Source organism: Clostridium bowmanii (genome assembly GCF_018861315.1).
Taxonomy (GTDB): domain Bacteria; phylum Bacillota; class Clostridia; order Clostridiales; family Clostridiaceae; genus Clostridium_AD; species Clostridium_AD bowmanii.
The window spans coordinates 25420-38988 of sequence record NZ_JAHLDL010000024.1 but is presented as its reverse complement, the minus strand read 5'-3'; the positions used below and the strand labels follow the sequence as shown (position 1 = coordinate 38988).

The 13569-nt window shown below is 29.3% G+C and carries 12 protein-coding genes; all 12 read left to right on the top strand.

Annotated features, from left to right (window positions below; all coding sequences use genetic code 11):
* Positions 1–75: 75 nt before the first annotated feature.
* The 12 genes from KPL51_RS15705 to KPL51_RS15650 all read left to right on the top strand — a co-directional run bounded on the left by KPL51_RS15705 (position 76) and on the right by KPL51_RS15650 (position 13425).
* Positions 76–1164, top strand: a complete 1089-nt coding sequence (locus tag KPL51_RS15705; RefSeq protein WP_216163444.1) for a Gfo/Idh/MocA family protein — start codon at positions 76–78, stop codon at positions 1162–1164.
* A 33-nt stretch (positions 1165–1197) separates the two neighbouring features.
* Positions 1198–1938: an acyltransferase gene (locus tag KPL51_RS15700; RefSeq protein WP_216163442.1), complete on the top strand. Its 741-nt coding sequence runs from the start codon at positions 1198–1200 to the stop codon at positions 1936–1938.
* Positions 1939–2299: 361 nt separating this feature from the next.
* Positions 2300–3424 carry a glycosyltransferase family 4 protein gene (locus KPL51_RS15695; RefSeq protein ID WP_216163440.1) on the top strand — a complete coding sequence of 375 codons (1125 nt, stop codon included), beginning with the start codon at positions 2300–2302 and terminating at the stop codon, positions 3422–3424.
* Positions 3425–3611: 187 nt separating this feature from the next.
* Positions 3612–4955: an ABC transporter substrate-binding protein gene (locus KPL51_RS15690; RefSeq protein ID WP_216163438.1), complete on the top strand. Its 1344-nt coding sequence runs from the start codon at positions 3612–3614 to the stop codon at positions 4953–4955.
* A 55-nt stretch (positions 4956–5010) separates the two neighbouring features.
* Positions 5011–6474 (top strand): O-antigen ligase family protein, encoded by a 1464-nt coding sequence (locus tag KPL51_RS15685; protein WP_216163436.1) that lies wholly within the window; start codon positions 5011–5013, stop codon positions 6472–6474.
* Between the two features lie 69 nt (positions 6475–6543).
* Complete coding sequence (locus KPL51_RS15680) at positions 6544–7575, top strand: glycosyltransferase family 2 protein (protein WP_216163435.1); 1032 nt, start codon at positions 6544–6546, stop codon at positions 7573–7575.
* 35 nt (positions 7576–7610) lie between these two features.
* On the top strand, positions 7611–8876 hold the full coding sequence (locus tag KPL51_RS24345) for an O-antigen ligase family protein (protein ID WP_216163433.1): 1266 nt from the start codon (positions 7611–7613) through the stop codon (positions 8874–8876).
* Positions 8876–10006, top strand: coding sequence for a glycosyltransferase (locus KPL51_RS15670; protein ID WP_216163431.1), 1131 nt, complete (start codon positions 8876–8878; stop codon positions 10004–10006). Before KPL51_RS24345 ends, KPL51_RS15670 begins: the two co-directional genes overlap by 1 nt.
* 233 nt (positions 10007–10239) lie before the next feature.
* On the top strand, positions 10240–10896 hold the full coding sequence (locus KPL51_RS15665) for a sugar transferase (RefSeq protein ID WP_216163429.1): 657 nt from the start codon (positions 10240–10242) through the stop codon (positions 10894–10896).
* 81 nt (positions 10897–10977) lie between these two features.
* On the top strand, positions 10978–11697 hold the full coding sequence (locus KPL51_RS15660) for a WecB/TagA/CpsF family glycosyltransferase (RefSeq protein WP_216163427.1): 720 nt from the start codon (positions 10978–10980) through the stop codon (positions 11695–11697).
* Positions 11698–11734: 37 nt separating this feature from the next.
* Positions 11735–12832: a glycosyltransferase gene (locus KPL51_RS24340; RefSeq protein ID WP_376770096.1), complete on the top strand. Its 1098-nt coding sequence runs from the start codon at positions 11735–11737 to the stop codon at positions 12830–12832.
* A 53-nt stretch (positions 12833–12885) separates the two neighbouring features.
* Positions 12886–13425, top strand: a complete 540-nt coding sequence (locus KPL51_RS15650) for a nitroreductase family protein (RefSeq protein WP_216163422.1) — start codon at positions 12886–12888, stop codon at positions 13423–13425.
* Positions 13426–13569 lie beyond the last annotated feature (144 nt).

Below are 13569 nucleotides of genomic sequence, written 5' to 3'. Positions count from 1 at the left end.
GGCATGCAAACATTGTAAACTATTTTATAATATTGCATGCCAAAATTATAGGGAAATCATCAAGGAGGAATTTAAATGAAAAAATTAAGAGTAGCAATAATAGGATGTGGAAGAATATCTTACAAACATGTAGAGGCTATAACTCAAAATAAATCTGAAATTCAGCTAGTTGCAGTTTGTGATGTTGTAGAAGCTAATGCTATTGCTAAAAAAGCTGAGTACATAAAAACACTAGGGGAAAATTCAGATATAAAAGTTTATACGGATTATAAAGAAATGCTTGAGAATGCTGATATAGATATGGTATCTATATCTACTGAAAGTGGATACCATCCAGAAATAGCTATATATTGCATGAATAAGGGTAAACATGTACTTGTAGAAAAACCAATGGCACTATCTACTCAAGATGCAGATAGAATGATTGAGTGTGCAAGAAAAAATAATGTAAAGCTTTGTGTTAGTCACCAAAACAGATTTAATGAACCAATACAAAAATTAAGAGCTGCAGTCGACGCAAATAGATTTGGAAAATTGGTTAACGGTACAGCTAGAATTCTTTGGAATAGAAATATGGGATACTATCAGCAAGCTCCTTGGAGAGGCACATGGCAATTAGATGGTGGTACACTAATGAATCAATGCATTCACAATATTGATTTGTTACAATGGATGATGGGTGGAGAAATAGACACTGTTTATGCTCAGTGTGATACTTTTCTTCGAGATATAGAAGCTGAGGATTTTGGAGCTATAATGATAAGATTTAAAAATGGAGCTATAGGTATAGTTGAAGGTTCCGCTTGTGTATATCCTAAAAATTTAGAAGAGACATTAAGTATCTTTGGTGAAACAGGTACAGTTTGTATAGGAGGACTTGCAGTCAACTCAATAGAAACTTGGAAGTTTGCAGATAATGTGGATACTGAGCAGGAAATATTAAGTCAGCAAAAGGGAGATCCAGATTCAGTATATGGTTTCGGTCATACACCACTATATAAAGACATGATAGATGCTATAAATATGGATAGACAACCGCTTATAAATGGAGAAGAAGGTAAAAAAGGGATGTCTATTATACTTGCAGCTTATAAATCAAGACTTACAGGGCTTCCAGTTAAATTCCCAATGGGAGATTTTTCAACTATGCAAATGAAAAAATAGTTTATCTATATTATATGAAATGAGGTTATTTTCATGAATTATATTTCAGAAAAAAGCAAATTGGGCAACGATGTAACAATGGGACATTTCGTAGTAATAGAGGATGAAGTATCAATAGGTGCTAATTGCATTATAGGCAGCAATGTAGTTATACACATAGGGACTATTATTGGAGATAATGTTAGAATAGATGATAATACGGTAATAGGTAAACAACCTATGAGGTCCGTCAACAGTATTTTTAAAGATGAGGAAAAATTGCTTCCAGCTAAAATAAGTGAGGGCTGTCTTATAGGTGCCGGGGTGATAATATATTGTGGATGCGTCATTGGACAAAAAACACTTATTGCGGACACTGCAGTAATAAGAGAAAATGTAACCGTAGGCTCTAAAACAATTATTGGTCGGGCAGCAACTATTGAAAATTATTGCAAGGTTGGTTCTAATTGCAAGATACAAACTAATGTGTATTTAACAGCTTATTCAGAAGTTGGCGATTATGTATTTATTGCGCCTTGTGTTACAACTTCTAATGATAATTATGCTGCCCGTTCTAAGGAAAGGTTTGGAAAATTTAAAGGGGTAACTATAAAAAAAGGTGGTAGAATTGGGGCCGGAGCAGTTATTCTACCAGGAAAAACTATACACGAAGATGGTTTCGTAGCAGCAGGTAGTGTAGTTACAAAAGACGTGCAAGCAGGAAAAATTGTAGTTGGAAATCCGGCTAAAGTGCTTCGAGATGTACCAGAGGAACAACTGCTTAAAAATCAATAAAAGAAAGTATGTTATAGTAGGCTACTTTAATTTAGATGTTAGCATCTTTAAAATGTACCCTATAGTGTAGACAAAATAAAAAGGCTACACTACGGGGTATTTCTACGTATTAAATTTCAACTTTTTAACAATAGTTGCGATACATATAAGTTGCATATGTTAAATATGTATTATATAATAAGAGTTGCTTTATTTCGACTATTAATTAAGCAAATTTTTACTATTAATAAAGAGAAAAAAATAACATTGAGTATAAAATATATTGAAGAGAAACAAATTAATTAAGAATATTAAAGATACTATTATATTCTTTTGAGTAAATAGTATATTTTTTTATTTAAGTATTATGGAGGATTTAATTATGTCTATAAAAGTATGTCATATTACTACAGTTCATCCATCAGCTGATGTTAGAATTTTTCACAAAGAATGTAAAACACTTGCCAGAGAAGGGTATGAGGTATATTTAATAGCACCTCATGATAATGAAGAAGAGATAGATGGTGTGCATGTTATTCCACTTCCTCAAAAGAGTGGTCGGTTATATAGATTTATATTTAAAAAAAGAATTGCATTAAAAAAAGCAAAAGAAATAAATGCGCAGATATATCATTTTCATGATCCAGAATTGATTATTTTAGGACTCAAATTAAAATTATCAGGGAAAAAAGTAATATATGATGTTCATGAAGATGTACCAGCACAAATTATGAATAAAGATTGGCTTGGTAGTCTTTTTTTTAGAAAAATAATTTCTAAATTGTTTAATGCTTTTGAAAAGTGGGCTTGTAGATATTTCGATGGTGTGGTAACAGTTACCAATGATATAGTTGGAAAATTTTACATGAACAAGCGGACTACGCTATTAAGAAATTTACCGTCTATAGCTATAATCGATGAAAGCAAGCGATTAGAAGTAAAACGCGAAAAATTTACTATGCTTTATGCCGGAGGACTTACTGAAATAAGAGGTATAAAGGAGATAATACAAGCAGTCAATTACCTAAATGGTGAAGTAGAATTGTTAATTTTAGGTAAATGGGATGATCCTGAATTCAAAAAAGAATGTGAAGGATTAGAAGGCTGGCAATATACAAAATTTTTGGGGTTTAAGCCAGTTAAAGAAGTTTATTCATACATGAAAAGTGTGGATTTGGGACTTTGCACACTTTATCCAACTCTTAATCATATAAAAAGTTCGCCAGTAAAGGCATATGAATACATGGCATGCGCACTACCAATATTGATGTCTGATTTTCCATATTGGGTGGAAGCATTTGAGGAAAATGCTATATTTGTGGACCCAAAGAAACCTAAAGAAATAGCAGACAAGATTAGCGGGTTAGTAAAAAATATTGAAACTACAAGGCAGATAGGAACAAATAACAGATGTGTAGTTGAAAATTCACTATCTTGGGAAGCTGAAAAAATAAATTTAATCAATTTGTATAAAGATATACTACAAGATAATTCTAAGATTAAATAATTACGAGACCTAGATTTGGAGTTGTTGGACTTGCACTGGCAAGCACCATCTCGGTTAAAATTTTCCATAGCTATGTTTATAGAATTGAAAGTAAAGTGGAAAAATGTGGAATTTATTCTATCTTTTAAAGTACTGTAAAAGAAACAATAGTTAACAATATTTTAAAATAAGAAAGAGGATGATAATTTTGAAAAAATTTCCTTTGAAGTTTAAAGTTTATATAGTAATTGTATTAGTTTTTTTAGGAATGGCATATGCTTATAAATTTAAATTAGTTGAAGACAATAGAAAAATGGTAGAAAATGATGAAAATAGAGGTAAAACTATAGTCAGTGTATGGTTAAAAGACTCCACAGAGGTAGAAACCAGAGTAAACCAGATAGATAGGTATAATGATGAAAATAAGGATAATATATTTATAAATCTTAAAGTAGAAGGTAAAAGTTATGATAACTTATTAAAAACGGCCTTAGCTACATCTGATAAACCTGATATTTTCGAGTATGGATATTCTGATTTATATAAATATGAAAGAATAATGAATATGGAGCAGTTTGGACTTGATATTGACAAAATTGGTAAGGAAAATTTTTTATATTATAAGAAAAAACCAATGGGAGTGAAAATATTAGGTAATAATGTAAAATTAATATGGAATAAGGAAATGTTAAAAGGGGCTGGAATCGATCCGGAATCACAGCCTAAAACATTTGAAGAGCTGTTGGACTATGGTATAAAAATTAAAAAAGCATACCCAAATGTTGTCCCCTTTGAATTCCCTGCTACTACTATGGGAGAACTTCAAATAGCCATTGGTGAAATGAGTGTAAATAAAGGTAGTATTTATACGACCTTTTGGGATTACAAGACAGGAAAGTATAATTTTGATTACTCAAAGGATATCCTAAATATTTATAGTAAGATGTATTCATTAGGTTTACTCGACAAAGAGTTTGCTGATAAAAACAAAGGCAATTTAAGAAGAGATTTTGCATCGCAAAAGGCTGCTATGATAATTAGCACTTTTGAAGATAAGAACTATTTTGACAATGTTATGCCACTTAGTTTTTCAATGGGTATATCAGACTTACCAAAGATAGATTTAAAAGATACACAAAATTATTATTATACAGAGAATTACAGTTGTCTCGTAGTAAATAGTGATATAAAAAATGAAGGTAAGAATAAGGCTGCTATTAAAAAAGTTTATGAACTATTTTTAGATCGAGAAATAAATAACCAAATACTAGCAAGTAAAAAGGCACTTCCAATTTTCATGGATAAAAAAGTTCAAGAGAATGACATTTATAAAGAATATAATAATGATACTAATTTTAGAAATGAGTTATTTGATCCTACTTCTTTCATAAATTATAAAGAAAAGATAACAAGACAGTTATTTTATGATGCTATTAAGGGAGATCAAAAAGTAGATATTGTTATAAAGAAACTGAATGAGAATTATGCTGAGTATTGTAGATTTATGAAAGATAATTACTCTTTTGATTTTAGTGAATTTAGAGAGAAATAATTTATCGCTTTTTCAGTTGCTTAATTAACTAAATTTAGGTAGTAAGGAGAACAATATGAATATTAAAGAATTTTTAAAGAAAAATCATATAAGTATAAAGGAATTTTCAAAAAAGAATTATATGATTTTATGTAGCATAATTGTGATTTCCATAATAGTTTTTTTGTTTTTATTTAAGAAAATTGGAATAAAGGACTCAGGAATGGCTTCAATGGCCACTGCGTTATTAGTATTTGAATTATATTATGCATCCATTGACATGAAAAAATCCATACTTTTATTTATAGTATCTTTTCCAATATTTGTTACGGCAAGAAAGGTTGTTTATTTTGATGTATTGTTTATAAAAGTAACCTACGAAAGTATTTATATTGCTATAATGTTTATATTAAATATAAAAAATATTGGCAAATTAATTAAACGTAAATTATATAATAAAGAATCTCTCAGTAGCAAATTTATATTTTTGATTATAATTTTTGTAGTGCTTGCAACTAATAGTAATATATTTTCCGAACACATATTAAAAAGCTTAAGCAGTACATATATATCTATTTTTGTACCCGTTATGTTTATGTTTGTGATTTTAGTTAATTTTAAAAGTGAAGATGTAAAAAAAATTTATTTTGCATTAATAGTAAGTATAGATTTCAGCTGTTTTTATGGATTCACTCAAGTGATTACAAATAGAATGAGCTTAGGAGATGTAATGCGAAATAGAAATCTTATAACTTTTGGATATCATAATGTAAACATAGGTGCTGGAATAATACTTTTGATTGTACCAATAGTTTTAGAATTAGTATTATATAGAAAACTTATTAAAGAAGAAAAAATATTTGTATATGGTTCCTTATTTATAAATATGATTGCACTATTCATTACATTTACTAGAGGAGCTTGGCTTTGTTTTATTATAGTGACTTTTATTATGTTAATAAGTAAAAAGTACAAGAAAATATTTTATTTCTTTGGAATAGCCTTTTTAATATCATCAAAGTGGATTATTACATTTATACTTCAAAGAGGGCAAGTGAATGTGGATATTTTAAAGAATGAATCTATAATGGCAAGATTACAAGCAATTGTTGCAAGTTGCATAATTGTAATAAAATATCCGTTTGGTGCAGGCGGAGCAACTTTTGCAGAATTGTACAGAAAATATGCTATGAATGCATACTTGGCTTTCCCAGAAAGCTTTAGGATAAATGCACCAGTTGCAAATTACTCTATGGAAAATGCTCATAATTTGTGGTTTCAAGTTGCAGTGGAGTTTGGAATAGTATGTTCTATTTTATTCTTTATTATAATTATAAATCGAATAAAGGTTATTTTCGAAAATTATAGTGAAAACAGAGGTGTTTTTACTACAATTATAATTTATATGATTTATTCAGTTTTAACAGGAAATGAATTTGACCATAAAGGTGTAATTACAGGAACATTAATTATGTGGTTAATATTTGCAATAGTAGAATTAAATAATAAAGAAGAATGTTTAAATGAAAAACTTACTTAAAAATATTATACTTTAGGAGTTTAGCCTTGGTAAATAATAATTAGCACAAGAGCAATAAGGAGAGATAAAATGGATGATCAAGGGAATGTAAAAGTCTCTGTAGTTATTCCTTGCAGAAATGAAGAAAATCATATCGGTAAATGTATACAATCTATAATAGAACAAAGCTACGATATAGATAATATTGAAGTTATGGTTTGTGATGGATGTTCAGATGATAACACTCAAAAAATAATAAAAGAATATAACATTAAATATCCACAGATAAAATTAGTTGTAAATGAAAAAAGAGTAGCCCCTTCTGCGATGAATTTAGGAATAAAAGCCTCTGTGGGGGAGATAATAGTAATTTTTGGAGCTCATGCTTATATGGATAGTGATTATGTCAAAATTTGCGTGGAAAAATTAAAAAGTTCAGATATTGCTTGTGTAGGTGGAAGAATAATAAATATTAGTGAAAACAGTATGGCAGAGGCTATATCTTTTTCTATGGGGTCTCCATTTGGCGTAGGAAATGCATTATTTAGATTTTCAGAAAAAGAACAGCTTGTTGACACTGTTGCTTTTGGAGCTTATAGAAGAAGTATATTTGATGAAATAGGATATTTTGATGAAGAGCTTGTACGCAATCAAGATGATGAATTGAATTTTAGAATATCTAAGAGCGGTAATAAGATACTTCTAGCTCCAGATATAATTTCTCACTATTATACGAGAGGATCTTTTGGTAAGCTTTGGACACAATATTTCCAGTATGGCTTTTGGAAAGTTAGAGTTATTCAAAAACATAAAAAGCCAGCAGCAGTAAGACATTTAATTCCATTACTATTTGTTGTAAGCTTAATTTTGGGCACTATAGTAAGCCCGTTCTCAAAGATAGCTAGATATCTATTTATAACAGAACTAATAGCTTATTTATTTGGTGCTGTTACATTCTCTTTAAAAGCTTCTGGTGGGAAAATTAAGTATGCACCTCGGATGATAGTAGCCTTCTTGATATTACATTTAAGCTATGGAATCGGATTTCTAGAGGGTTTAATAGTATTTTACTGTTTGAGATCTAATAAAGCAGTCCAAAAAAATACAAAATCATCGAGATAATTTTATATCATTTGAAATGAGATGGGAGAGTTAAAGTGGATTTTTATAAAAAAACACTATTTGCATTAACATGCGTTTATATTATATTATTACCATTAATTCCAAAAGAATTTATATTTCATGGAGTACTTTTCACTGATTTAATTTTAGCATTAATGATTTTTGTTTACATAATAGGTATAATTGTTTCTAAAAAAGGAAGAGAAAATTTTATTAATGGCATTGTGAATTTTTTCTTGGATAAACTAAGCATATTTATGACAATACTGCTTGCTATAATGCTTCTATCTACTATTTATGCAGTAGACAAAACACTAGCATTAAGCGAGAGTGCTAGGTTTATAACTTATATCTTTATGTATTTTATTATAAAATATGAGTTCAACAATAAGAAACAAATAAAAATCTTATTAAGATGTTATATATTTGTTTCCTTTGTTTTAAGTTGCATAGGTATTGTTCAGCATTTTACAGGGTTTGGACTTACTGAAAAGTTTACAAAACCTAGCGCCTTTGGAACAGGTATAAGGATTGCATCCACACTATTTAATCCAAATGCTTATGGTGCTTATTTAATATTGATAATTTTTCCCGTGATTATGTTGAGTATTTATGAAAAAAATAAAAATAAAAAAATAATGTACATATTCCTTTCAATATTATTACTTACTAATTTATTGATGACACTTTCTAGAAATGCATTTTTAGGATTTGGACTTGGAGTATTAGTACTTGCACTAATTTATAGCATTAAGTTGATTTTTGCACTTGGAGGTTTTAGTATTTTAATGTTTTTCATTCCTTCTGTTTTTCAAAGAGTTAAAGATGTTACTAATTTATCTCAAGATGAATCAAGAATTAAACTTTGGAAAACAGCTATTATGATGATAAAGGAACATCCCCTTTTGGGTGTTGGTAATGGAAATTATGTCACTAGATATAATGAATATATAAAAAAGTATAAAGAATTGAAATATCAAGAATATAAAAATTACCCAGGTCATAATTCATATTTAAAGGTGCAAAGTGAGTTAGGTTTAATAGGAATTGCTTCTTTTTTAGGAATAGTAACAATAACTCTATGTAGAGTTAAAAAATTGTATAGTATAACTACAGATAACTTTTATAAACCATTTTATATGGGTGTAATGGCAGCTATGGTTGCTTTTCTATTTATGAATTTATTTGATAATTTATTTTTTGTACCTAAAGCGACAACTTACTTTTGGTTTTTATTAGCTACTGTAGAAGCTTTATTAAATAACCGCCCTAAAGGAATATATGAGGGGAGTACAATATAATGTATATCATGATCATATCACGGGGATTTCCAACAAATAAGTATAAGATGAACGGTATATTTGAATTTGACCAGGCTAAGGCACTAGCCAAAGCTGGCTCAAAAGTGGTTTTTGCTGCAATTGATATGCGCTCCATAAGAAGGTGGCGTAAATGGGGGTTGGAACGACATGAAGTAGATGGTGTTAATGTTTATGTTATAAACATTCCTGGAGGCAGACTGCCCAAAGCGATTTTGCACAAAGTTACTAGTATAGGTCTTAGTATTCTTTATAAGATTATATTAAAAGAATTAGGAAAGCCAGATATACTTCATGCACATTTTACTGATTTAGGTTATGCGGCAGCAAAACTGAAACAACAAGTAAATGTTCCGCTAATAATAACTGAGCACTCTTCCCTTATAAACAAGCCCATAATAGAGAAACAACTTTTAAGCATTGCTAAATTAGCATATGAACAAGCTGATACTCTTATTGCAGTAAGCCCAGCACTGGTCAATTGCATAAAAGATAAATTTAATATAAAATCAATTTACGTTCCTAATATTGTGGATACTGACTTATTCACTTATGCAATAAGAGGAGAAGACAAGATATTTAACTTTATATCCTTTGGAAATCTAAACTATGGAAAAAGAATGGATTTGACCATTGAATCATTTTATAGTGCTTTTCGTAAGCTTCCTCTTGTGACACTTACAATATTTGGAGAAGGTGAGGAGAGATCGAAATTAGAAGGTATTATAAAAAAGTATAGCTTGGAGAGTAGAGTTGTACTTATGGGTATGTGTTCTAGGGAAGTTATTAAGGAAAAGCTAAAAAGTAGTGATTGTTTTGTGCTAGCCTCGCGCTCTGAAACTTTTGGGGTTGCTTATATTGAAGCATTAGCCTCTGGAGTTCCTGTAATAGCTACTAAATGTGGTGGACCTGAAGTATTTATTCATGAAGAGAATGGACGTATGATTCCAGTGGATGATTTTGATGCATTAGTAAGTGCGATGAAATATATGTATGAAAATAACATAAAATTTAATCGGGAGAAGATATCTGCCGAGATAAAGCTTAAGTTTTCACCGGAATGTGTTTCAAAAAAATTATTGGAAGTATACAAAGATGTGACTAAATTTTAAATCATTCATTAAAGTTTAGTCACAATTCAAAAGGGTATATCTCACTTTGATATACCCTTATGAATTGTGTAATCCATACTACATTATAAAAAAATATATGAGATTATTATTGATGCAACCCATGTTGTTATGATAGTTGTTGTAAATAATAAAATATGATATTATTAGTGTACAAATAAATGTAAAAAAATTAACATCTCACTTAAATATTCAGGAGAAAGTAGGAATAAACGATGAACGAAAGTATCACTACAAATATAGACAAGAAAATATACATTGAGAATAAAAAGCTTCAATTCATTGTCAAGAGATTAATGGATATAATATTATCAATGCTTGGCATAATTATATTATCTCCTATATATTTAATTATTATTATTGCTATTAAATTAGATTCTAAAGGGCCAGCTATATTTAAACAAGTTAGAGTTGGTAAGGATGGCAAGAATTTCACTATTTATAAATTTAGAACTATGATAGTTCAAGCTGAAAGTAAAAGAGAACTCAATATAGATCCAAATGATCTAGAAAATTTTGTATTTCAAAGTAAGTCAGACAATAGAATAACTAAGCTTGGAAACTTTTTAAGGAGTAGTAGCTTGGATGAAATTCCACAACTTTTTAATGTTTTGTTTGGACAAATGAGCCTTGTAGGTCCGAGACCTGAAATACCAGAGGTAGTTAATTATTATCCAGAAAGTTATCGTCAAAGATTTTTAGTTTTACCAGGGATTACTGGGCTTGCACAGATTAGTGGAAGAGGAGAAATTGAACTGGGAAAAACTATTTCTTACGATTTGAAATATATTATAGATTTCTCAGTGATATTTGACATAAAGATCCTCTTTTTAACAGTGTTATCTGTATTTAAAAAAGAAGGAGCTTATTAATAATTGGCTAAAATAGTTAGTTCAAGTACTCATTATATATACTGTAGTTTCTAAAAAAAGAAGATTATTTGGAGGAGTTTTATGGCAACAATGATTTTTCAATATGAAATTTTTAATGACAACATAGAAGCATTGCTGAGGAGTATAAATAATTTTGAAAAAGTACATATTGTTTCAGGAAATCCAGAGGTTCTAAACAGTGGACTACAAAATAATGTATTACTAGATAATTTTACTAGTGAAAAATCGATTATTATTCCAGATGGAATTAGCACCGTAATATGTTCAAAAATAGTAGGGCAACCTGTGAAAGAAAAAATTGCGGGCATAGAGCTCATGGATCGTTTAGTGAAAAAATGTGAAAAAGAAAACCAGGGGATATATTTGTTAGGCTCTACAAAGGAAACAGTGGATATGTGTAATATTAATTTGCAAACAAAATATCGGAAATTAAATGTTTTAGGTAGTCATGATGGATATTTCGATTTAAACAACTGTGAAGAATTATTAGAGGAAATAGAAAAAGTGAGTCCTAAGGTATTATTTGTTGCAATGGGATGTCCAAGGCAAGAGTTATTCATAGCAAAGTATATGGAGAGACTTCCATGCAGTATATTTATGGGGGTTGGAGGAAGTTTTGACATTATAGCGGGTAACCTTAAAAGGGCACCTAAATGGATGATAAATACAGGCTTGGAATGGTTATATAGAGTTGCAAAAGAGCCCTTTAGAATTAAAAGATTATCATCTATACCTAAATTTATTTTAATGGTTATAAAGGATAAATATAAGCATAAATGATTATATATATTAAGATGAGTATGAGGAGGGGAGCTACATTAAAGTTTTACATATCATATCTGGCAATGATAATGGCGGCGGTGGAAACCACGTATTAAATATATGCAATAAATGTAATGATAATTTTGAAAATATAATTGGTTGTGTGGGAGAAGGTCCACTTTACTTAAAGGCTAAAACTATAGATGTTAGATATAAACTTTTTACAAAAAAGCTTAATAATATGGAGCTTATTGAATTCATAAACAATAATTCCATAAGTATAGTAAATTTCCATGGAGCAAAACCATTTTTAATGCATTTGCTTTTAAAAAGAAAAATAAAGGTGCCTACAGTAGCTGTAGTTCACAGTGATTTCAGATATGATTTTCTTAATAATAAAATAAAATATTATATTTTTACTCCTCTTAGTATTAAAGGGTTAAAGAGCTTTAATAATTATATTTGTGTATCAAATAATTTAAAGAAGTTATTAGAAGAAAAAGAATTTAAGGGAAATAAAGCGGTTGTAAACAATGGCATAGATATAAAAAAAATTAATATTGCGACCTCAGTAGAAGATATGCGAAATAATTTAAATTTAAACCAACAGGATTTTGTATATGTTATGGTTGCAAGATTGCATCCTATAAAGAACCATAGAGGAGTAATACTAGCCTTTAGCAAATTAACGCTCCAGTTTGATGATGTAAAATTGCTTTTAGTTGGTGAGGGGAAGCTACGACTCCAATTAGAAAAATTAATAGTGGATTTAAAACTAGAAAATAAAGTTATTATGGTTGGAAATGTAACAAATCCTATGGACTACATAAATTGTTCTAATATTAGTGTTTTGGCTTCTTTTAGTGAGGGCGGAGCACCACCGTTAACTGTTTTAGAATCAGGAATTGTAAAGAAAACCACAATCTATACTGAGGTAGGAGATTTAGAGTCTATATTGGATGAGAATAGCGGATATAAAATAGAAAACCAAACAAATGAAAGTATTTACAATGCTATGAAAGCAGCATATTTTGATGTGGATAATTTAAAGCAAAAAGGTGAGAATTTACATAAAATCGTTTTGAAAAAATATACCATAGAAAAGTTTTGGGAAAATTATCTAAGAATTTATAAAAATATAATAAAAAAATAACTACATTATTTGTTTCGAAATTACACATACTAAAATTAAAGGAGTGTGATTTTATGGAATTTTATGATGTAGTCAAAACGAGGCAAAGTATTAAAAAATTTAAGAATACCCCAATAGATAATGAAAAATTAGGTAGAATGATTAATGCAGCAATGATGTCACCTTCATGGAAAAACAATACTTCTTACAAGTTTATTCTAGTTGATGAAAAAAAGAAATTAGAACAGATTTCAAAGTCTATAATTAATAAGGATAATTCTGCAGCTCAGTCAATATTAGATGCACCAATGACAGCGGTTATAGTTTCAGATCCTAATGATTCTGGAGAAGTACAAAACAAAGAGTATTATTTAGTGGATAGTGCCATAGCACTAGAACATTTTGTTTTATCAGCTACTAATGAGGGATATGGAACATGTTGGATTGCTGCTATCAATGAAGATATTATTAAAAGTACATTGTCCATTCCACAAAAATACAAAGTGGTTGCTATGACTCCTATTGGAGAAATTGCTGAAAGTAAAGAACATAATGATAAAAAATCTGTCAGTGATTATGTATTTTTAAATACATGGGATAATGCTTATTCTTAGAAGTACTTAAAAAAGGTTTTTGTTTAATTTTGTAAAAACCCTAGGTCTGCATGCAGACCTAGGGTTTTTAATTATTTTACCAATATTAATTATAAAATTTATGATTAAATGATGAAAACTTTATATAAAGATGATACACTTTAA

Bases quoted from the DNA above. Each gene is read 5' to 3' on its own strand.
- KPL51_RS15650 (WP_216163422.1), top strand. From the start codon at position 12,886: ATGGAATTTTATGATGTAGTCAAAACGAGGCAAAGTATTAAAAAATTT.
- KPL51_RS15705 (WP_216163444.1), top strand. From the start codon at position 76: ATGAAAAAATTAAGAGTAGCAATAATAGGATGTGGAAGAATATCTTAC.
- KPL51_RS15695 (WP_216163440.1), top strand. From the start codon at position 2,300: ATGTCTATAAAAGTATGTCATATTACTACAGTTCATCCATCAGCTGAT.
- KPL51_RS15680 (WP_216163435.1), top strand. From the start codon at position 6,544: ATGGATGATCAAGGGAATGTAAAAGTCTCTGTAGTTATTCCTTGCAGA.
- KPL51_RS15700 (WP_216163442.1), top strand. From the start codon at position 1,198: ATGAATTATATTTCAGAAAAAAGCAAATTGGGCAACGATGTAACAATG.
- KPL51_RS15660 (WP_216163427.1), top strand. From the start codon at position 10,978: ATGGCAACAATGATTTTTCAATATGAAATTTTTAATGACAACATAGAA.
- KPL51_RS15665 (WP_216163429.1), top strand. From the start codon at position 10,240: ATGAACGAAAGTATCACTACAAATATAGACAAGAAAATATACATTGAG.
- KPL51_RS15670 (WP_216163431.1), top strand. From the start codon at position 8,876: ATGTATATCATGATCATATCACGGGGATTTCCAACAAATAAGTATAAG.
- KPL51_RS15685 (WP_216163436.1), top strand. From the start codon at position 5,011: ATGAATATTAAAGAATTTTTAAAGAAAAATCATATAAGTATAAAGGAA.